This window comes from Nocardia blacklockiae (assembly GCF_015477355.1).
Taxonomy (GTDB): domain Bacteria; phylum Actinomycetota; class Actinomycetes; order Mycobacteriales; family Mycobacteriaceae; genus Nocardia; species Nocardia blacklockiae.
The window spans coordinates 168,236-188,494 of the sequence record NZ_JADLRJ010000007.1 but is presented as its reverse complement, the minus strand read 5'-3'; the positions used below and the strand labels follow the sequence as shown (position 1 = coordinate 188,494).

20 protein-coding genes are annotated in these 20,259 nt (G+C 69.3%); 10 read left to right on the top strand and 10 right to left on the bottom strand.

All coding sequences use genetic code 11. The features are described 5' to 3' along the window. Positions 1 to 177 precede the first annotated feature (177 nt). Positions 178 to 648, top strand: coding sequence for a YbaB/EbfC family nucleoid-associated protein (locus IU476_RS22295; protein WP_195103084.1), 471 nt, complete (start codon positions 178 to 180; stop codon positions 646 to 648). Positions 649 to 657: 9 nt separating this feature from the next. Here the strand turns inward: IU476_RS22295 and IU476_RS22290 are convergent, their stop codons facing one another. Together IU476_RS22290 and IU476_RS22285 are read right to left on the bottom strand one after the other, a co-directional pair. Continuing rightward, positions 658 to 1,695 carry a LacI family DNA-binding transcriptional regulator gene (locus tag IU476_RS22290; protein WP_324194195.1) on the bottom strand — a complete coding sequence of 346 codons (1,038 nt, stop codon included), beginning with the start codon at positions 1,693 to 1,695 and terminating at the stop codon, positions 658 to 660. 418 nt (positions 1,696 to 2,113) lie between these two features. Continuing rightward, positions 2,114 to 2,341 carry a hypothetical protein gene (locus tag IU476_RS22285; RefSeq protein WP_195103080.1) on the bottom strand — a complete coding sequence of 76 codons (228 nt, stop codon included), beginning with the start codon at positions 2,339 to 2,341 and terminating at the stop codon, positions 2,114 to 2,116. An 88-nt stretch (positions 2,342 to 2,429) separates the two neighbouring features. Between IU476_RS22285 and IU476_RS22280 the strand changes: the two genes are divergently transcribed. Both IU476_RS22280 and ilvA read left to right on the top strand, forming a co-directional pair. Then, positions 2,430 to 2,864, top strand: coding sequence for a nitroreductase family deazaflavin-dependent oxidoreductase (locus IU476_RS22280; protein WP_195103078.1), 435 nt, complete (start codon positions 2,430 to 2,432; stop codon positions 2,862 to 2,864). Positions 2,865 to 3,001: 137 nt separating this feature from the next. Next, entirely contained in the window at positions 3,002 to 4,366 is a 1,365-nt protein-coding gene (gene ilvA / locus IU476_RS22275; RefSeq protein ID WP_195103076.1) for a threonine ammonia-lyase IlvA, read from the top strand. A gap of 55 nt (positions 4,367 to 4,421) precedes the next feature. Here the strand turns inward: ilvA and IU476_RS22270 are convergent, their stop codons facing one another. Both IU476_RS22270 and IU476_RS22265 read right to left on the bottom strand, forming a co-directional pair. Then, on the bottom strand, positions 4,422 to 4,640 hold the full coding sequence (locus IU476_RS22270) for a hypothetical protein (protein WP_195103074.1): 219 nt from the start codon (positions 4,638 to 4,640) through the stop codon (positions 4,422 to 4,424). A 138-nt stretch (positions 4,641 to 4,778) separates the two neighbouring features. Then, positions 4,779 to 6,032 (bottom strand): serine hydrolase domain-containing protein, encoded by a 1,254-nt coding sequence (locus IU476_RS22265; RefSeq protein ID WP_324194193.1) that lies wholly within the window; start codon positions 6,030 to 6,032, stop codon positions 4,779 to 4,781. A gap of 165 nt (positions 6,033 to 6,197) precedes the next feature. Between IU476_RS22265 and IU476_RS22260 the strand changes: the two genes are divergently transcribed. Then, positions 6,198 to 7,595, top strand: a complete 1,398-nt coding sequence (locus IU476_RS22260) for an alpha/beta hydrolase family protein (RefSeq protein WP_195103069.1) — start codon at positions 6,198 to 6,200, stop codon at positions 7,593 to 7,595. Between the two features lie 12 nt (positions 7,596 to 7,607). On the opposite strand, the gene treZ is transcribed toward IU476_RS22260, so the two are convergent. After that, positions 7,608 to 9,335 carry a malto-oligosyltrehalose trehalohydrolase gene (treZ, locus tag IU476_RS22255; protein ID WP_195103068.1) on the bottom strand — a complete coding sequence of 576 codons (1,728 nt, stop codon included), beginning with the start codon at positions 9,333 to 9,335 and terminating at the stop codon, positions 7,608 to 7,610. 149 nt (positions 9,336 to 9,484) lie between these two features. On the opposite strand from treZ, the gene IU476_RS22250 reads away from it, so the two are divergent. Then, entirely contained in the window at positions 9,485 to 11,290 is a 1,806-nt protein-coding gene (locus IU476_RS22250; RefSeq protein WP_195103067.1) for an alkyl/aryl-sulfatase, read from the top strand. Positions 11,291 to 11,342: 52 nt separating this feature from the next. Here the strand turns inward: IU476_RS22250 and IU476_RS22245 are convergent, their stop codons facing one another. After that, positions 11,343 to 11,771 (bottom strand): DUF4267 domain-containing protein, encoded by a 429-nt coding sequence (locus IU476_RS22245; RefSeq protein ID WP_195103066.1) that lies wholly within the window; start codon positions 11,769 to 11,771, stop codon positions 11,343 to 11,345. Between the two features lie 52 nt (positions 11,772 to 11,823). Continuing rightward, the gene (locus IU476_RS22240) at positions 11,824 to 12,186 is read right to left on the bottom strand and encodes an antibiotic biosynthesis monooxygenase family protein (protein WP_195103065.1); all 363 of its coding nucleotides are present in this window, start codon (positions 12,184 to 12,186) and stop codon (positions 11,824 to 11,826) included. A 79-nt stretch (positions 12,187 to 12,265) separates the two neighbouring features. On the opposite strand from IU476_RS22240, the gene IU476_RS22235 reads away from it, so the two are divergent. Together IU476_RS22235 and IU476_RS22230 are read left to right on the top strand one after the other, a co-directional pair. Continuing rightward, a complete protein-coding gene (locus IU476_RS22235; protein WP_195103064.1) occupies positions 12,266 to 12,754 on the top strand; it encodes a MarR family winged helix-turn-helix transcriptional regulator in 489 nt (162 codons plus the stop codon). A gap of 91 nt (positions 12,755 to 12,845) precedes the next feature. Further along, the gene (locus tag IU476_RS22230) at positions 12,846 to 13,463 is read left to right on the top strand and encodes a class I SAM-dependent methyltransferase (protein ID WP_195103063.1); all 618 of its coding nucleotides are present in this window, start codon (positions 12,846 to 12,848) and stop codon (positions 13,461 to 13,463) included. Between the two features lie 233 nt (positions 13,464 to 13,696). Here the strand turns inward: IU476_RS22230 and IU476_RS22225 are convergent, their stop codons facing one another. Both IU476_RS22225 and IU476_RS22220 read right to left on the bottom strand, forming a co-directional pair. Further along, the gene (locus IU476_RS22225; protein WP_195103062.1) at positions 13,697 to 14,365 is read right to left on the bottom strand and encodes a response regulator; all 669 of its coding nucleotides are present in this window, start codon (positions 14,363 to 14,365) and stop codon (positions 13,697 to 13,699) included. Next, positions 14,347 to 16,206 carry an ATP-binding protein gene (locus tag IU476_RS22220; RefSeq protein WP_195103363.1) on the bottom strand — a complete coding sequence of 620 codons (1,860 nt, stop codon included), beginning with the start codon at positions 16,204 to 16,206 and terminating at the stop codon, positions 14,347 to 14,349. The genes IU476_RS22225 and IU476_RS22220 overlap by 19 nt, the downstream gene beginning before the upstream one ends. Before the next feature lie 598 nt (positions 16,207 to 16,804). Between IU476_RS22220 and IU476_RS22215 the strand changes: the two genes are divergently transcribed. Genes IU476_RS22215 through IU476_RS22205 form a run of 3 tightly spaced genes read left to right on the top strand, consistent with a single transcriptional unit; the run spans position 16,805 to position 19,583 of the window. Beyond that, positions 16,805 to 17,653, top strand: a complete 849-nt coding sequence (locus IU476_RS22215; protein ID WP_228824099.1) for an ABC transporter ATP-binding protein — start codon at positions 16,805 to 16,807, stop codon at positions 17,651 to 17,653. Further along, positions 17,643 to 18,530 carry an ABC transporter permease gene (locus IU476_RS36285; RefSeq protein WP_195103059.1) on the top strand — a complete coding sequence of 296 codons (888 nt, stop codon included), beginning with the start codon at positions 17,643 to 17,645 and terminating at the stop codon, positions 18,528 to 18,530. The genes IU476_RS22215 and IU476_RS36285 overlap by 11 nt, the downstream gene beginning before the upstream one ends. Positions 18,531 to 18,533: 3 nt before the next feature. Continuing rightward, the gene (locus tag IU476_RS22205; RefSeq protein WP_195103057.1) at positions 18,534 to 19,583 is read left to right on the top strand and encodes an ABC transporter substrate-binding protein; all 1,050 of its coding nucleotides are present in this window, start codon (positions 18,534 to 18,536) and stop codon (positions 19,581 to 19,583) included. 161 nt (positions 19,584 to 19,744) lie between these two features. Here the strand turns inward: IU476_RS22205 and IU476_RS22200 are convergent, their stop codons facing one another. Further along, positions 19,745 to 20,197: a MarR family winged helix-turn-helix transcriptional regulator gene (locus IU476_RS22200; protein WP_195103055.1), complete on the bottom strand. Its 453-nt coding sequence runs from the start codon at positions 20,195 to 20,197 to the stop codon at positions 19,745 to 19,747. Positions 20,198 to 20,259: the final 62 nt, after the last annotated feature.

Sequence of the window (20,259 nt, the reverse complement as noted above, 5' to 3'; positions counted from 1 at the left end):
TTTCCCTCATCGCTCCCCGATTCCTCACGTCAGGTACGTCCAGTCTCATCCATTCCCATCACTGGGGAGACCCGGAAGGGTCCCTCGGCAGCGCGGAGACCGCCGCTGCTGGACGACGTATAGTCGACTCGGCGTAAACTCATCCGGCCAGGGTGCCGAGGCCCGGGGGACGGACGGATGGACGATCGAAGTCTGGACGATTTGACGGCCGCGACCGCCGAGATGAAACGGCTCGTCTCCGCGCTGCTCGACGGCTTGGATCAACAGCGCGAAGACCTACCGGGCGTGCGAGACCGTTTGGCCGCTGCCCGATCCTCGGCCTGGTCGGCGGATCGACTGGCCGAGGTCACCGTCGACGCGTACGGGCGCGTGGTCGATGTCCGGTTGTCGGCCGACGCCTTCCGGGCCGGTCCGCCGGCGCGGCTCGCCCGATCCCTCACCGAGGCCGCGCGCGCCGCCGCCGAAGCGGCACATCGACGGCGGGCGGAGATCCTGGCGCCGATCACCGGTCCCGCCGAGATACTGCCGGATCTCCCCGACCTGTTTCCCGGCGCACCCGGTCTGCGCGACATCCGGGAGACCGTCGAATCGGCCACCCGGACAACCGAACCCGATCGACGCGCGAACAGCGACGCCGACGAGGACTGATCCCGCCCGCTACCGCGGCGCGGCCGTGCTCTCCCGCACGACCAACGTGGGCAGCACCGGCGGCGGGCTCGGGACCTGACCGTCGGCCTTGAGCAGCCGCAACAGCAGTGCCATGCTGCGGCGGCCCACCTCGTCGAAATCCTGGCGGACGGTGGTCAGCGGCGGGGACAGGTACGCGGCCTCGGGGATGTCGTCGAAACCCACCACCGAAATGTCCTCGGGTACCCGGATTCCGCGTTCGGCGAAGGCCCGGAGCAGACCCAGCGCCATCTGATCGTTGGCGGCGAACACCGCCGAGACCCCGGGCTGGGCGGCGAGCGCCAGCCCGGCGGCATACCCGGAGCGCGGGCTCCAGTCGCCGCCGATCGGCGGCGGCGCGGTCACACCGGCGGCCGCGAGGGTGCGCCGCCAGCCCTCGATGCGGTCGCGCGCCTCGAGCGAATCACCCGGCCCCGACACGTGCCAGACGGTCTCGTGCCCCAGGTCCAGCAGATGCCGCACGGCCAGCCGCGCGCCCTCGAACTGATCGACGGCGGCCGAGGGCAGCGGCGCGTCCTGCCCGGCCTCCACGGCGACCGCCACGGGGCGGGCGGGCAGATTGTGCAGCGCGGCGACGGCGGCGATCTGGGGCGCGATGATGATCACACCGTCCACGCCCTGGCCGGCGAGCGTATCGACGGCCGTCAGCACACCGGCGCGGTCGACCCGCTCCAGGGTGACGATGCTCACCCCGTAACCCGCTGCGCGCGCGGCCCTTTCGATGCCCAGCATGGTGCACGCGGGACCGTAGAGCACGGTGTCGAAGGTGACCACGCCCAGCACCCCGGACCGCCGGCTGACCAGTCCGCGCGCCATGGCGTTGGGCCGGTAGCCGAGTTCGGCGACGGCCGCGAGCACGCGGTCGCGGGTCTCGGGCCGCACCTGCGGGCTGCCGTTGAGCACCCGCGACACCGTCTGATGCGAGACGCCCGCCAGCTTGGCGACATCGGTCATCACCGCCGGACGGTCTCCCCCGGCCCGCGCCGTGCGGGTTTTCGCTTCGCTCACGACCACTCCCCACCCGACGGCCGCGCGTGGTGCGCTCGCGCAGTCCGCCACGGCCTCACCTCACCGACACCCGCCGCCGACGGTCCGGTCTCGAGCTCACTCACATTCCCGCTTTCCGGGCCGCTGTGCGGACACGGCCCCGGTTCGTTCCGAATTCAGGTTAGCGCTCGCACCGCCGCTGTCGACGACCCCCTCATCGGCCGTCGAAAGCGTTACCCGTCAACGGTTGTCGGCGGTATGGCGACCTCCGACAATAATTGCCGTAGCGTGTTAACGCTAACACCAAGCGGGAGAACTCGGCAGTAGTTTCGCGAACTCAGGCTTCAAGAGGGAGGGTCCGGCAACACCCCGGACTGCATACCCGGACCCGGAATGCCGAAGACCCGAGCCGGAATACCTAGGGCCCCAAGGGAACCCGCTACAACCGAGTGGCCCGAACCGCTCCGACGACCCAGCGCGCAGCCGACACCGCGGCGGCCACCAGCACGGCGACCTGCAAAGACCCGGTAATCAGCGCGAGGACGAGAAGGACCGGCAAGGCGAGGGCGAGCGCCTCCAGCTTGTAGACCGGCCAAGCCGTACCCGCGATATCCACCGTGCGGCGCGCGACGGCCGCGGGACGCGAGATGGGGTCGACCACTGCCATGTCGACAGGTTACACGCAATGCGAAGTTCGGGCCACCGAACATTTCCACCCAGGAATATCCGGAAGGTTGCCGGGCATTCTCCAGGGCATGCCACTCACCGGAGAGTACGAACCCAGCACGTCGGATTGGGCGCGCGAACAGGCCGAGAAGTACGAGGCCTCGAACGGCGCCGAGGCCAACACCATCAAGGGCCTCCCGATCATCCTGCTCACCACGCGCGGGGCGAAGACCGGCAAGTTGCGAAAGACCGCGCTGATGCGGGTCGAGCACGACGGCGAGTACGCCGTCGTCGCATCGCTCGGCGGCGCCCCGAAACATCCGGTCTGGTACTACAACATCAAGGCGGAGCCGCACGTCGAACTGCGCGACGGCGCGGTGGTCAAGGACTACACGGCTCGTGAGGTCTTCGGTGACGAGAAGGCCGTGTGGTGGGAGCGCGCGGTGCGGGCCTACCCCGATTACGCCGACTACCAGACCAAGACGGACCGCGAGATCCCAGTGTTCGTGCTGACCCCGCAGTAACGCTTCCCGGCGCGGCCCCGCGCCGGAAGACCACACTCGGATGCCCGCCTCGTACCAACGAGGCGGACATCGCACACCGCACGACCCGCGGAGACGGTAGGACCGTGGGCATTCGCGCCCGACACCGCCCGGCTAGCATGTTTCGGGTGTCCAACCCGCTTGATGTCGCTGAAAAGGTAACCGGTCCGCTGCCCGAACTGAGCGCGGACGAGATCGATGCCGCCGCCAAGCGAATTTCCGACATCATCGAGCCGACGCCGCTGCAGCACATCGAGCGGTTGTCGGCGGCCTCGGGTGCGAACGTCTACGTCAAGCGCGAGGACCTGACCGCGGTCCGCTCCTACAAGTTGCGCGGCGCGTACAACCTGATCGTCCAGCTGTCCGAGACCGAACGGGCGGCCGGCGTGGTCGCGGCGAGCGCCGGCAATCACGCCCAGGGCGTCGCCTACGCCTGCAAGTCGATGGGCATCCAGGGCCGCATCTACGTCCCGACCACCACGCCGAAGCAGAAGCGCGACCGGATCCGCGCGCACGGGGGCGCGGCCGTGCAGCTGATCGCCGTCGGCGACACCTACGACGCCGCGGCCGCCGCGGCCGCCGCCGACGTGGCCCGCACCGGCGCGACCATGGTGGCCCCCTTCGACGACCCGCGCACCGCGGCCGGCCAGGGCACCATCGCCGTCGAATTGCTCGAACAGCTCGGTGCCACACCGGATCTGGTGATCGTGCCGGTCGGCGGCGGCGGCTGCCTGGCCGGGATCGGCACGTATCTGCGCGAAAGGTCCCCGGCCACAGCGATTCTCGGCGTCGAGCCGACCGGCGCGGCGTCGATGACCGCCGCGCTGGTGGCCGGCGGCCCGGTGACGCTGCCGGAGATCGATCCGTTCGTCGACGGCGCGGCGGTGCGGCGCATCGGCAACCTGCCGTACACGGCGGTGTCGAGGTTCGGCGGCCGGGTCCGCTCGCACGGCTCGCTGCCGCTGCTGACCGCGACCGAATCCCCCAGGGGCGCGGGCTCTTTCCGCCTGATGCAGGTGGACGAGGGCGCGATCTGCACCGCGATGCTGCAGCTGTACCAGAACGAGGGCATCATCGCCGAGCCGGCCGGCGCGCTGGCGGTGGCGGCGCTCGCCGAGATCGACGTGGAGCCCGGGTCGACGGTGGTGTGCCTGGTCTCGGGCGGCAACAACGACGTGTCGCGCTACGGCGAGGTGATCGAGCGCTCCCTGGTGCACCAGGGGCTGAAACACTATTTCCTGGTGGATTTCCCGCAGGAGCCGGGCGCGCTGCGCCGCTTCCTCGACGAGGTGCTGGGGCCCGACGACGACATCACCCTGTTCGAGTACGTCAAGCGCAACAACCGCGAAACCGGTGCGGCCCTGGTCGGTATCGAGCTGGGCGAACCCGAAGGCCTGGAGCCGCTGCAGAAGCGCATGCACGACTCCCCCATCCAGTGCGAGCGGCTGGACCCGGGTTCCCCCGCCTACCGCTACCTCACCTGACGGGAAACGCTCCGGCACAACGACTCTCGAAGCCGTTGTGCCGGAGCGCCGTCGATCAGTCGTAGTACGGCAGGAAGCAGGCCGGGTCGTTGCTGGACCCGAACTGGCAGTGCCAGTTGGCCAGTGAGGAGCCGGTGCCGATCTCGCGCAGATGGTCGGCGATCTGCTCGAGGACGCCGCGCTGTGGCGTGTCGGCGGCGGCGGTGGCGGTGCCCGCGCACAGCGCGGCGGCGATCATCGAGCCGGCGGCTGCTGCGCGAATCGTGGTACGCACGAAGTATCTCTCGATCCCTGGCGGCCCCGCCGGTGCGGCGGAGCGTGCGGATAAACATTCCCCGGCACTGTATAGGCACCGGCCGCGCCGGGAAGGATTCCGCGGTTCCGCGACCCCGGTAGGGGACTCGACGCGGGACTAGGCGGCTTGCCGCCGCGCGCTGCGCACGGGCCGCCGACCTGCCGCGTTGGCTCCCCGGACCGCCAGCGGCAGCACCCAGCCCGCCGCCATCTGGTCCCACGCGAACTTGTCGAGGGTCATCCGGTTGTGCACGTAACCGACCGACAGGCCCAGTCGCGGATCGGCCCAGCCGAACGAACCACCCAGGCCGATGTGGCCGAAACCGGTGTAGGCGCCGGGAATCGGCAGCGAGTGGTAACCGAGATGCCACATCAGCGGCACGTAGAACAGGGCGTGGTCGAGCCGGTAGCGCTCGACCCGGCGCACCGCGGCCAGCGTGCGCGCCGACAGGTAGGGGCGGCCCGCGACCGTGCCGTCGCCCGCCAGCGCGCCGTACATCGTGGCCAGCGCGCCCGCGGTGCAGACGCCGTTGCCGGCGGCCAGTTCGGTGGTCAGGATCGGCGGGTCGTCACCGTCGAGCAGCGCCTCGAGCCCGGGCAGGAACAGCGCCCGGACCACCGCGCCGAGCGCGCCCGGAATCTTGTAGGCGCGCGGCAGGACCAGCGCGCCCAGCGGCGAGCGCACCACCGCGAGCCGCGTGCCCGCCATCGCGGCGACGGTGGTCGGCGACCCGGCGGGCGGGCGGCCGAGATGGATGCCGTCGACGCCGAGCGGTTCGGCGACCTCGGTGCGGAACAGTTCGGCCATGCTCTTGCCGGTGACCCCGCGTGCCAGGCCCGCGAGCAGCCAGCCGAAGGTCAGCGCGTGGTAGGTGGGTACGCCCAGCAGCGCGTCGGGGGTGGCGGCGGCCAGGCGCTGCTGCATCAGTTCGTGATCGAGCACGTCGTCCAGGCCCGCGGCGATCAGCGGCAGACCGGACAGGCCGGCGCTGTGCGTGAGCACCTGGCGCACGGTGATGCGGTCCTTGCCGGCGGCGCCGAACTCGGGCCAGTACTCCGCCACGGGCGCGGCGTAGTCGATCAGCCCGCGATCGGCGAGACGGTGGACAACGGTGGCCGCGACGCCTTTGGTCGCCGAGAACACCAGCGCGCCGGTGTCCTCGGTCCACGCCGCGGCGGGCGTGGCGTGGCCGGTCCAGATGTTCACCAGGGGTTCTCCGTGGCGGTGCACCGCCAGGGCGCCCCCGGCGTCCGGCCGATCGCCGACGAAGCGGGCGAAGGCGCGGACCAGCGGCTCGAAGCCCGCGACGGCGTGGCCGGACACCCCGGCGGGCAGGTCCGCGGAACCGGACGTCAAGTCGGCGTTGCTCACATGTTCACGGTACGGCTCGTACCGCATACTCGGCAATGCCGTTGTCCGAGTGGTGATTTCCCGTCATCGCGCCGATATCTCGGGGGGGTGCGGCCGGCATCCCGGCATACTGCGGTTTTCCGCGACACGCACCGGCGACCGGTCATCGGGTGGCTATCGTGGGTTATGCGATCGTTGCGGTCCTTGGCGCTGCTGCTGTTCGTCGTCGCGCTCGCGGGCGCGTGTTCCACCTCGGGCACTCCCATCCCCGCACCGAGCACGGCGGAGCGGGCGCTGACCGGGGACTGGCATGGAACATTGCCGGTCCCGGAGCATCCGCTGCCGCTGGGCGTGACCTTCTCGGAAGACGGCGCCACGGTCTCGATTCCGCTGCAGGGCGTCTACGACCGCCCGCTCGACCAGGTGTCGCTACGTCCCGACGAGGTGGGGTTCACCATCGCGCGGCTGCCGGGCACCCCGACCTTCCGCGGCCGGTACGACCGGGCCGCCGACACGATCACCGGGACGTTCACCCAGTCCGGCCAGGAGTTGCCGCTGACCTTCGAGCGCGGCGAGGTGCCCGCCGTGCCGCGGCCGCAGGAACCGAAACCGCCGTTTCCGTACCTGTCCGAGGACGTCACGTTCCCCAGCGGCGCGCTGACGGTCGCCGGCACCCTCACCCTCCCGACCGGGCCGGGCCCGTATCCGGCGGCGGTGCTGATCACCGGCAGCGGCCCGCAGGACCGCAACGAGGAGTTGCTGGGCCACAAGCCGTTCCTGCTGCTGGCCGACACGCTCACCCGCGCGGGCTATGCCGTGCTGCGCACCGACGACCGCGGGGTCGGCGGCACCGGCGGTGCCCTGGACCGCGCGAGCTACCAGGATCTGGCCGACGATGTGGTGGCCGGAATGCGGTTCCTGCGTGGCCGTCCCGACATCGACAAGGACCGGATCGGCCTGCTCGGCCACAGCGAGGGCGGCTATCTCGCGCCGTTGGTGGCGGCGCGACCGGACAGCGGCGTGGCGTTCGTGATCATGATGGCCGGTCCCGCGGCGACCGGCGCGGACGTGCTGATGGAGCAGAACCGCGTCGAACTGGCCGCGACCGGCGCCTCGGTGGAGGAGACCCGCGACCGCGTCGAATTCCTCAGCACCCTCACCACTCTCGTGCGCAGCGGCGACACCGAGCAGGTGCGGCGCTACCTCACCGAACGCAACGCCCAGCGCCCACCGGACCGCCGGCTGTCGCCGGGCGAGATCGACGAGTTCAGCAGCCTCTACTTCGCCTCGCTGATCACATACGACCCCGCGCCCGCGCTGTCGGCGCTGCGGATGCCGGTGCTGGCGTTCTACGGCGGCAAGGACTGGCAGGTCCCGCCCGCGCAGAGCGAGCCGCTCGCCCGGCAGCAGCTGGCCGCCGATCCCGACGCCGACATCCACGTCTTCGACGGGCTGAATCATCTGATGCAGCCGGCCGACACGGGCAATCCCGCCGAATATCCGGCCATCGAGACGACCATCGCGCCCGAGGTGCTGGACTACGTCACGGGGTGGTTGACACAGCGGGTGCCGCCGGGGCGGTGAGGAGGTAGCTTCCTACTCCGACGACTCGAGCACGGCGAAGGAGTGACCGGGAAGAACTGTGCCGGAGCCTGTTTCACGGACCGGCTCCCAGACGAGCAGCGGCGTACCGGTGAGCGGCACGGTCACCTCGACCGGCGACAGGTTGCAGAGCACGTGGGTTCGGTTGCAGTGCAGGGCGATCCAGCGCGCCTGCTCGTCGAAGTCGACCGTCAGGTGCGGCAGTCGCGGATCGGCGAGGTCGACGCGGGCACGGCGCAGGGCCAGCAGGGCGCGATAGCACGCCAATAGCCGGGCGTGCGCCCGGGCGGAGGGTTCGGCCCAGTCGAGTTTCGAGGCGGTGAAGGTCGCCGGGTCCTGGGGGTCGGGAATGTCGGTGGCGGGCCAGCCGTGGTCGGCGAACTCCGCGCGGCGGCCTGCGGCGACGGCGGTGGCGAGGGCCGGTTCCGGGTGCGAGGTGAAGAAGTGGAACGGCGTGCGCGCACCCCATTCCTCCCCCATGAACAGCATCGGCGTATACGGGGAGAGCAGGACAAGTGCCGCTTTGACGGCCAGCTGTCCCTCGTTCAGGTAGGCGCTCGGACGATCGCCGGTGGCGCGGTTGCCGATCTGATCGTGGTTGCAGGTGTAGGCGAGCAGCGCCGAGGCGGGCACCACGTCGATGTTCAAGGGGCGGCCGTGTATTCGGCCGCGGAAGCTGGAATAGGTTGCGGCGTGGAAGAACCCGTGCCGCACGGTGTCGGCCAGGCAGCGCAGCGAACCGAAATCGCCGTAGTAGCCCTGTCGTTCGCCGGACACCGCCGCGTGCACGGCGTGGTGCAGGTCGTCGTTCCACTGGCCGTGCAGCCCCAGCCCGCCCGCGGGGCGCGGAGTGATGAGTCGCGGATCGTTGAGGTCGCTCTCCGCGATGAGGGTGAGCGGGCGGCCAAGCCGGGCCGAGAGCCTGTCGGTTTCGATCGACAGCTGCTCCAGCAGCGGTATCGCGCGACGGTCCGCGAGGGCGTGCACGGCGTCCAAACGCAGTGCGTCGACATGGAATTCGTCGAACCAGCGCAGCGCACAGTCGATGATGTAGCGGCGCACCTCGTCCGAGCCGGGACCGTCCAGATTCACGGTCTGCCCCCAGGTATTGCTCGCCTCGCCGAGATACGGGCCGAAGCGCGGCAGATAGTTGCCGGAGGGCCCCAGGTGGTTGTAGACGACATCGAGCGCGACCGCCAAACCTTTTGCATGGCAGGCGTTCACGAAACGTTGCAGGCCGTCGGGCCCACCGTAGGGCTCGTGCACCGCGTACCACAGCACGCCGTCGTAACCCCAGTTCCAGGCACCGTTGAACGCGTTGACCGGCATCAATTCCACTGTCGTGACACCGAGTTCGACCAGATGGTCGAGCCGCCACACCGCCGCGTCGAAGGTGCCCTCCGGCGTGAAGGTCCCGACATGCAACTCGTAGAACACCGATCCCGCCAACTGCCTGCCGGTCCACCCGGCATCGGTCCAGCCAGCGGGATCCAGCCGATGCACCGCCGACCGGCCGTGCACCCCGTCCGGCTGGCGAGCCGACCGCGGATCCGGGAGCACCGCCGGATCATCGTCCAGCAGGAACCCGTAACGGGCCCCCGCCTCGGCATCGACGTCGGCCCGCCACCATCCGCGCGCGTCCCCCGCCATGCCGTGCGCGACCCCGTCGACCTCGACACACACCCGCCGCGCCCGCGGCGCCCACACCTCGAACCCCGTCACCGCCCCAGCATCGCACCCAGTCCGAGGCCGCGGTCCGCCGCCACGGACCGAGTGCCTGATTCATCCGTATGGGATGACGATCCGCGGGTCGCAGGTGTCGACAATCAGCGTGCCCCACACCGGCGATCGCATCGAGGAGTTGATCCGGAATGGCATTGGACTACGACGACCGCACCGATTTCGACAACGCCGAACGCGGGTTCATCGCGACCCTGAAACCGATGACGATCCGCAACGCCGACGGGGCGATCGTGTTCGACACCTCCGGTTACGCCTTCCTCGACGGGCCGTGCCCGGACACGGTGAACCCGAGCCTGTTCCGCCAAGCGCAGCTCACCGTGAAGAACGGCCTGTATCAGGTGGTCGAGGGGATCTACCAGATCCGCGGGTTCGACGTCTCGAACATGACCATCGTCGAGGGCGACACCGGCGTGATCATCATCGACCCGCTCATCTCGACCGAATGCGCCGCGGCGGGTCTGGCGCTGTATCGCGAGCACCGCGGCGACCGCCCGGTCACCGGCGTCATCTACACCCACTCCCACGGCGACCATTTCGGCGGTGTCGGTGGCGTGCTCCCCGACGGACCGGGGGAAGTTCCGATCCTGGCCCCGGCAGGATTCATGACCGAGGCCGTCTCGGAGAACGTCTACGCCGGCACCGCGATGACGCGGCGCGCCAGCTATATGTACGCCATCGGGTTGAAACCGGCCGCCGACGGGCAGATGAGCACCGGTCTGGGCATCCAGACCTCCACCGGCACCTTCAGCCTCTACCCGCCCACCGTCGACATCACCGAGACCGGGCAACGCGAGACCGTCGACGGCGTGCCCATCGTGTTCCAGATGACGCCGGGCACCGAGGCACCCGCGGAGATGAACTTCCACTTCCCGCGCCACCGCGCGCTGTGCCTGGCCGAGAACGCCACGCACAATCTGCACAACCTGCTGACCCTGCGCGGTGCTCTGGTTCGGGACGCGCGGGTGTGGTCGCACTACATCGACGAGGCGATCGACCTGTTCGCCGCCGATTCGGACGTCGCCTTCGCCTCCCACCACTGGCCGACCTGGGGCACCGACAACCTCGTCGAATTCCTCCGCGTCCAGCGCGATCTGTACTGCTATCTGCACGACCAGACCCTGCGCCTGCTCAATCAGGGCCTGACCGGCGTCGAGATCGCCGAACGGATCGAGTTGTCGCCGGGGCTGGCCGACGCCTGGTCGGCGCGCGGCTACTACGGATCGGTCAGCCACAACGTCAAAGCCATCTACCAGCGCTATCTCGGCTGGTTCGACGGGCATCCCAGCTCATTGTGGCCGCACCCGCCCGAGGCCGCCGCGACCCGCTACGTGCGGGCCTTCGGCGGGATCGACGTCGTGGTCGACAAAGCCGCCGAGTTCGCCCGCGACGGGGACCTGCGCTTCGCCGCCGAACTTCTCAAGCACGCGGTCTTCGCCGATCCCGGCCACACCGCCGCCAGGAACGCGCTCGCCGAGGTCTATACCCGACTGGGCTACGGTGCCGAGAACGCCACATGGCGCGGCTTCTATCTGATGGGCGCCAAAGAACTCCGCGAGGGCGTCTACCCCACCGCGCTGAACCTCGCCGGCGGCATGGCCTCGGCCCTGTCGATCGAGCAGCTGTTCGACACCGTGGCCATCCGTGTCGACGGACCCCGTGCCGCCGCCGAATCGCTCGTCATCGATTGGCAATTCACCGATCTCGACACCACCATGCGACTCACCCTGTCCAACGGGGCGCTCATTCGCACCCTCGACCCCCGCCGCCGAGCCGACGTCGACCTCACCCTCACGCTCACCAAACCTCGCCTCCTCGCCCTGCTGGCCGGGCAGGGCGTCGAGGGCATCGACCACACCGGGGACATCACCGCCCTCCACCGCCTTCTCGACCTACTGGATCAGCCCGACCCGAACTTCCCCATCGTCACACCCTGAACCCCCTGCCCGACAAGGCCGATGCGCCCGGCCTGGTGCGGGCATATAGGTTTCAGGCGAGCTGCGTGGCATGTGCGGGGGTGGCCTGGGCCTCGGGGGCCTTGCTTTCACGGAGGATCAGTAGCCCCGTGACCGCGATCAGTACGGAGGTCAGGCCGTGGACGCCGAGTGCGGTGGCGGTGGAGCCGTGATGGGTCAGCACGATGATCATGTCGCCGAATGGGGCGACGGCCGTCATCAGCACGACCCAGCCCAATGCGTGCCGCCGGCCCGTCACCAGCAGAACGCCCATGCCCAGGCCCATCGCGAGTTCGCGGCTGCCCTTCACGACGAGGAAGCCGCCGCCGTCGCCGGCGGGCAGGTGCGGCAGCCCGAAGCCCGCGGCGGCGGACGCAGGGGTCGCGATGAACGAGATCGCGAGATAGAAGGTGAACAGGACGACGGTAGCGGCCAGGATGGTGTTGAAGGTCTTGCGCGACATGGTGGTTCTCCTGTGGCGTTGAGCGGCGAGTCTCTGCGTTACCGGCCGGCGGTTAGGACGGCACGCCTTCGGGGCCCAGCTCCAGGGCGAGGTGGTAGATCATCGGCCGCGCGGTGAGGTCGAAATCGTTCTGCATCCGCAGCGTCAACGCCCGCCATTCCGCAGTACCGAGCGCGGCGCGCAAGGCGGTGCCGCTGTCCCAGTCCCCGACGTTCACGAAGACCGCCTCCGCCGCCGCACCGGCCGCCTGGAACATCCGGGTTCGGCGAAAACCGGGCGCGGCGGCCATGTAGTCGGCGCTGTCACGCCAGCGCCGAAGGAACTCGTCTCGCTGCGCCGCGGGTACCGACATCGTGTTGATCACTGTGACCGGGGCGTCGGTGTGCGGGACGGCCGGGATGTTTGGGTTCGTCATATTGTCACGTTAAATGACAATCATATTGCATGTCAATACGGTTAACTGGCAATCATGTTGGGTTGCTAGTGTGGGAGTCATGACGAACCGGCCGTTGGAGTCTCGCGGGGCATTCCTGTTGTCGCAGATCGGTTTTCACGTATCGCACCGGCTCACCGACCAGCTGGCGCGATTGGATCTCGACCCGGCTCACTTCGCGGTCCTCACCCAGCTGGCCGTCGCGGACGGCCGCAGTCAGCAGGAACTCGCGGATCTGCTGCGGGTGCACCGCAACGCGATGGTCGGGCTGGTCGACGAGCTGGAGGAGCACGCACTGGTGACCCGGCAGCCGCACCCCGCCGACCGGCGCGCGCACGCGGTCCACCTCACCGACCACGCCCGCGAGGTGCTCGAGTCGATCCAATCCGAGGCCGACGCACTCGAATCGGAAATTCTCGCTCCGCTCGACGAGGCCGAGCGAGCTCGTCTCCTCCCGCTACTCCAGCGCATCGCCGCGCACGCGGGCCTCCCTCCCGGCGTGCACCCCGGCCTGCAACGGCGCCGCCGCGCCCGCCGAGCGCCACGGTGAACCCGGCGCGGCCTCCGCTGCACTCGTCTCCCGCAGGCACCGACAGCTCCGCGCACTGGTGCTGCGGCGCGCGGGTTGCCACAGTGGTGGGGTGGGAATCTACAGCGATCTGGTGCTGCCGCGGATCATCGATGTGGCGTGCGGGCTGCCGGCCAACGACGAGATGCGGCGGCGGGTGTGCGCCGGGCTGAGCGGGCGGGTGGTGGAGATCGGCTTCGGGTCCGGGCACAACATTCCGCACTACCCCGCGGCGGTGGTGTCGGTGGCGGCGGTGGAACCGGCCGACGCCGGGTGGCGGCTGGCTGGCAAACGGCTCGCGCACGCGACGGTGCCGGTGCGGCGGTCCGGTCTCGACGGACAGTCACTTCCGTTCGAGGACAACAGCTTCGACACCGCCCTGTCGACGTGGACGCTCTGCACCATCCCCGACGCCGGTGCCGCGCTCACCGAACTGCGCCGGGTCCTCGTTCCCGGCGGCACCCTGCATTTCGTCGAACACGGCCTCGCCCCGGACGCACGCGTGCAGACCTGGCAGCACCGCCTCAACCCGGTGCAGAAAACCTTGTTCGGCGGCTGTCACCTGAACCGCGACATCGAGTCGACCATCGAGGAGTCCGGCTTCACCATCCGAGAACTCGACCGCTTCTACGAGGAGAACGCCCCGAAATTCCTCGCCTCGCTGTACCTGGGCGTAGCCGTCAACCCTTGACCTGCGATTACGGCCCCTCTCGAAGCGGACTGACGGCGTGCGGCTCACACGCGCGGGCCGCTCACACGCGGGACCGACCACGCGTTCAGGACGGACCACGCGCGAGTGCGATCACGCTCGCAGGGCCACTCGCGCGGGCAGAACCGCTCATCTGCGGAGGCCCGACCACAGACGGGGCCGATCACATGCGCAGGGCCACTAGGGGCGAGGAGGCCCCACACGCGCGGAGTCGACTACGTGCGCGGGGTGGAATATTCCTGCTCGGGGCGGCCGGTGCTGCCGTAGCGCAGTTGCATGCGGAGGGTGCCCGCTGCTACCAGGTTCGCGAGATAGCGCTGGGCGGTGGCTCGGGAAACGCCCGTCGCCGCTGATACCTCGGCGGCCGACAGGGCTGTGTCGGCTGCTCGAACCGCTTGCAGGACAAGTTCTTTGGTCGGTGAGGCGGTGGCCGCCTGCGGGCCGGACGGTCCGGCGGGGCGCAGTGCCTCGACGGCGGCGTCGATGTCGCGGGCGGTGACCACCGGCGCGGACAGCAGCCGCCGATAGCGGGCGTAACCCGCCAGGCGCGTTGCGAGTGCGGCGTGGTCGAACGGCTTCACCAGGTAGCCCAGCGCACCAGCCGTCAGCGCCGAGCGCACCGTCTCGGCTTCGGTCGCGGCGGTGAGCATCATTGCGTCGAAACGGATTTCACGCACCAGGTCCAGACCCGAACCGTCGGGCAGATAGACGTCGACCAGCGCCAGATCGAACGCGGTCCCGGCGATGGCCGCGCGGGCCGCGGCGAGGGTGGTGGCCGTGCGGCCGACCGTGAAACCCGGTAGGGCCGAGACGATTCCGGCATGCAGGTCGGCCACCCGGAAGTCGTCGTCGACCACCAGGACGCTCAGATCGGTTGTGCCCATACCGTTTCTCCCTCCACCAGGACCCCGGGCAGCCGGGCGATGAATTCCGCTCCGCCCAGCGGCGCGGGACCGCCACCCGGGCTCGACAACACCACGTCCCCGCCCAGCGCCCGCGCCACCTGCCGCGACAACGCCAGCCCCACCCCGCGCCCACCCGGCACCCCGTTGTCCGGCCGCGTGGAAACCCCTTCCGCGAAAACGTCTTCCACCATCTCCGGTGCCACACCACCGCCACTGTCGATGACTGTGATGTGCAAAGTCGCCCCCTCCTGCACCAACTCCACCTCCACCACCTGCACGCCCGCCCCCAGCCCCCGCTCCCCATCACCGCCCCTGGACGAAGCCGTCAACCCGCCGCCGCCGAGCGCCCGCAGACCTCGCCCTACACCACTTTCGCTGCCCTCCGCACGCTCCTCGCTTCCCGCGCCACGGATTCTGCGCGTTGACTCGGAAGACGCGGGCGGGTCAGGCGGAGGTTCGGGGTTGCCGTTCTGCTGGGGCGAGGTCGTGCGGGCGGCCTCTATCGCATTGTCGAGGAGATTTCCCAGGACGGTCGTAACGTCCACGGGCACAGCGAGATTCGCGTCGACCCAGGTGTTGGGGCCGAGCCGGAGTTCGACGCCGCTCTCGCGGGCGTGGGCTGCCTTGGCCGCGAGGAACGCCTGTAGGTAGGGATCGCGCAGCGCGTCCATGCCCGGCAGCGCCGCACCCAGCGGGCCCGAGCCGAGGAGTTCGTCGATGTACTGCGCGGCCTCGCCCGGGCGGCCACCGTGCAGCAGGCCGCTGAGCAGGTGCAGCCGGTTGGCGAACTCGTGGCGCTGGGCGCGCAGCACGGTGCTCATCGAACGCACCGCGTCCAGCTGGCGCGTCAGCGATTCGACATCGGTGCGATCGCGCACGCTCAGCACCGCACCCAGCGCCCGCCCGTCGCGGCTGACGGAACGCGCGGTGACGACCACCAGGCGATCACCCACCGCGGCCGGCACCGGCACGCCGTCGGCGGCGCGGAACACCTGGAGCACCCGGGGCGTCAGGCCGATCTCGTTCACCGGGCGCCCGCTGTCCCCCTCGATGCCGAGCAGCCGCCGCGCCTCGTCGTTCACGACGGTGACGCGCCAGCCGGTGTCGACGGCGACCACACCTTCGCCGATGCCATGCAGCACGGCGGCCTGCTCACGAACCAGTTCCGCGAGTTCGGGCGGTTCCAGCCCGAGGGTCAGGCCGTGCCAGCGCCGCGCCAGCAGCATAGAGCCGATCACCCCGGCGACCAGCGCGGCAGCGGCGAGCACCCCGGCCCGCCCGAGATCGACCCACAGCTGCTCGCGCACCGCGGCCGTGGAGATACCCACGCTGACCTCGCCGACCACGGTCTCCCCGTCGGGCCGCAGCACCGGCACCTTGGCCCGCACGGATTCCCCGAGGGTGCCGCGCTCCTGCACCACCACCTCGGACCCCGCCAGCGCCACCGACGGATCGGTGCTGACCATCTCCCCCAGCCGCGGCACGTCCGGATGCGCGAGCCGGATCCCCGCATCGTCGGTGATCACGACGTACAGCGCGCCGGTGCGCAGCCGAGTCTCCTCGGCAATCCGCTCCAGCTGCCCGTCGGCCAACTCATCCCGCAGCGCCCCCGGATCGGCAACGGTAGCCGAGGTGTAGCGAGAAGTCTCCGACCGCACCTGCGGATCGGTCGCGACCGTACGCGCGATGGCCAGCGCCCGCTGCCCGTACTCCCCGGACAAGCGCTGCTGCCCCACATGAGCGAACACGCCGAACGCGATACCCAGCGTCAGCGCGACAAGCACGACCTGCAGCAACACGATCTGTGTCCGCAACCGCACCCCGCGGCCGAACACGTTCACCCCGCAGTTGTACACGCCTGAGCTAAATGATCACAACCCTCACACCCCACTTCGCAGCGCCTCAACGTCGACCCACCAACATTTGCGGCTTCGTAGCACACCTACAAGATCTGCGGCTTCGAAACGACCTCCACGACCTGCACCATCAAACGAACCAGGGCTTGCGGCTTCAAAGCGACCGCCAAGACGCGCACCTTCAACCAACCAAGGCTCACGTCATCAAAGCGAACCAATGCTTGCGTCAACAAGACGAACCCCCGATTGCGCCATCAACCTCCAAGGTTTTCGGCGCGTCTCGGTTTTCGGGTGCCGCCGCGCCGCGACGAAGGAGCAAGCGGCGGTACCCGAAAACCGAGACTCAGGCGCCGAAAACCCGCCGCAGCGAAGCGGAGGCCAAAAATGCAGCAAACCCGCCGCAGCGAAGCGCAGCCAAAATTCCCGCGCAAAATGAGCAGAATGCCTCGATTGCGGATTGCGCCGGTTGTGCGCACAAGCAGACCCGATGTGACGGGGAGCACTTATGGTCGACCGGCGGTCGCACCTCACACCGTGCGGCGTCGAAGTTCAGGAGAACGTCATGACCAACCTCATGGAGCGCCCCGCCGGCGAGCCGTGTATCGAATTCCGGGGCGCGACCAAGCGCTTTCCCGGGTCCGGCGGTGGCATCCACACCGCGGTGAAGAACCTCCACTTCACCGTCGCCCCAGGCGAATTCGTCGCGGTGGTCGGCCCCACGGGCTGCGGCAAGTCCACCACGCTGTCGCTGGTGTCCGGGCTGGAGAAGACCTCCGCCGGGCGAACCCTGGTGCGCGGCAAGGACGTACACGGCATCCCCGACGGCATCGGCTACATGTTCCAGCAGGATGCCGTGCTGCCGTGGCGGACCGTACTCGACAATGTCGCACTGGGTCCGCGCCTGCAGGGCATGGCGAAATCCGAAGCGCGCCAACGCGCGGCGGAGTGGGTGCGCAAGGTCGGCTTGGCGGGGTTCGAGAAGTACTACCCGCATCAGCTGTCCGGCGGCATGCGCAAGCGCGTGGCCCTGGCGCAGACTCTGGTCAACGAGCCGGAGATCCTGCTGATGGACGAGCCTTTCAGCGCGCTGGACGTGCAGACCCGCCAGTTGATGCAGGACGAGCTGCTGCGGGTGTGGTCCGGTTCGGGCACCGCTCGCGGGCACAGCGCCGCGGTCGTGTTCGTCACCCACGACCTGGAGGAGGCGATCGTGCTCGCCGACCGCGTCGTGGTGATGACGGCGAGCCCGGCCACCGTGTGCGGCGATTTCCCGGTGACCCTGGAGCGCCCGCGCGACGTCGAGGAGGTCCGTCTCACCGACGAGTTCCGCCGTTTGTACACCGAGATCTGGGGCACGTTGCGCGACCAGGTCGAGGCCGCCCGCGCGAAGGGAGCGAGCCGTGTCGCCTGACACTCTCACCGAAACCGCCACCGCCGCACCGGAGGTCGAGGCCGAGTCCGAGGAGCAGATCCTCGCCCGGGCGCGCGGGCAGGCGCGCCGCAACCGGATCCGGACGTGGAGTCTGCGGGTCGCGCTCATCGCCCTCTGGCTGGGTGCCTGGGAGCTGACCGCGACCGTGTGGATCGACCCGTTCTTCTATTCGAAGCCGTCGCTGATCTGGGATCGGATCGTCGAATGGTTCACCGAGGGAACACAGTTCGGGTCGATCTGGCTGCAGATCTTCACCACTGTCGAGGAAGCGGTGCTCGGCTTCGTGATCGGCGCGGTGGCCGGTGTCGTGCTCGGCGTGCTGCTCGGTCGCAGCCGCTACTGGGCCGAGGTGCTGGCGCCGTTCATCAAGGCGCTCAACGCCGTTCCGCGCATCGTGCTGGCGTCGCTGTTCATCATCTGGTTCGGGCTGGGCTTGGAGTCCAAGGTCGCCACGGTGGTGGTGCTGACCTTCTTCGCGGTGTTCTTCAACGCCTTCACCGGCGCCCGCGAGGTGGACGGCAACGTCATCAACAATGCCCGGATCTTGGGCGCGAGCCGCTGGCAGGTGCTGTCGCAGATCGTGCTGCCCAGCGCCACCACCTGGATCCTGTCGAGTCTGCACACGGCGTTCGGTTTCGCGCTGATCGGCGCGGTGGTCGGCGAATACGCCGGTGCCAGCAAGGGTTTGGGGCTGCTGATCTCCAACGCGCAGGGCACGTTCGACGCGGCGGGCATCTACGCGGGCATGATCATCATCACGGTCGTGGCGCTGCTCGCGGAGTGGGCCATCGGGGTGGCCGAGGGGCGGTTGCTGAAATGGCGTCCGTCGCAGGCCCAGTCGGCGCACGAGGTGTGAGGGATGAAGTACCGCAAGCATGTTGCCGTCGTCCTGATCGCCGTCTGCGCGCTGCTGCTGGCGACCGGCTGCCGCGATTCGCGCCGTATCCCGATGGCGAACGGCCGCCCGCAGATCACCATCATGGTCGGCGGCCTGGAGAAGGTGATCTACCTGCCCGCGATGCTCACCGAGCGGCTGGGCAACTTCGCCCGCAACGACATCGACGTGAAACTGATGGGCGAGCAGTCCGGCGCGAGCGCCGAGACCGCGTTGCTCACCGGCGATGTGCAGGCCGTGGTCGGGTTCTACGACCACACCGTCGACCTGCAGGCCAAGGAGCAGTGCCTGCGCACCGTCGTCCAGTTCTCCGACGTGCCGGGCGAGGTGCAGCTGGTGTCCAAGGCGCAGGCCGCGGAAATCCGCTCCCCCGCCGACTTCCGCCGCAAGAAGCTCGGCGTGACGTCACTGGGTTCGTCCACCGACTTCTTGACACAGGCTCTGGCCGGGCAGGCGGGCATGACCACCTCCGACTACGACCGCGTGAAAGTCGGTGCGGGACAGACCTTCATCGCCGGGATGAACCACGGTGGCATCGACGCCGGCATGACCACCGACCCCACGGTGGCGCAGATGGTGAAATCCGGTGACGCCCAGGTACTTCTGGACATGCGCACCGAGTCGGGCACCCGCGCCGCGCTCGGCGGCCTGTACCCGGCGTCGTCGCTGTACATGAAATGCGACACGGTGCAGTCGCATCCGGACATCGTCCAGAAGCTCGCGACCGCCTTCGTCCAAACCCTCCAGTGGATCGAGACCCACACCCCGGAGGAAATCGCGGCGAAGATGCCCCCGCAGTACGCGGCAGGCGGCCAGGACCTCTACATCCAGTCCATCCGTGACTCGATCGGCATGTTCAACGGCGACGGTCTGATGAAACCCGAAGGGGCACAGAATGTCCTGAAGATCCTGGGCCAGTACTCACGCAACGTACAGCCCAAGCGCGACAGCATCGTGCTGGAGGACACCTACACCAACGAGTTCGTCGAGAAGGCGCTACAGGGCAAGCAGTAACACCGGACGCGCCTCGCGCTGAACGCGGAAGCCTTTGCACTCCCGTAGGACGCGCGAGAGAGGAAGCCCGGCCGCATGAGGGGCGGCCGGGTTTCCCGTGCCAGGTGCAGGGTCCGCGTCAAGCCCTGGTCCGGGCGAACGTCCGCGAGACTACGGCCTGATCAGCCATGTTCCGCCGCGATGATCCGTTCCAAGGTATGCCGCAGTGCCGCAAGGTTTTCGGCTCCGACGAGGTGCGCCCGGCGGGTTTCGATCTCGGCGAGAATCCGCTCCGAGGCCGCCCGAGCAGCGCGGCCGCGCCGGGTCAAGCGAATGATCTTGACGCGCCGGTCCACCGCGTCGGCCGCGCGTTCCACGAAACCCAGCTGTTCGAGTTCGGCGACGGCTTCACCGACCGACTGCTTGGTGACCCCGGACCGCTCCGCGAGGTCGGTGAGCCGGGCGCCGGCATCGTCGATGAACCGGAACACGACACCGTGCCGTGGTTGTATCGCCGAAAAACCCTCCTCGGCCAGCCGACTGTGCAACTCGGTCAGAGTCAGGACCTTCACCTGATCGAGCAGGGCCGGGAGCGGGCGCTGTGGTTGCCCGTCCACCTCCGACTTCGCTTTCATCAGGCAACCTTATCAGGTTGCTTGACAACTATGGTCAGGCGACCTTACCTTCTTGGCATCTC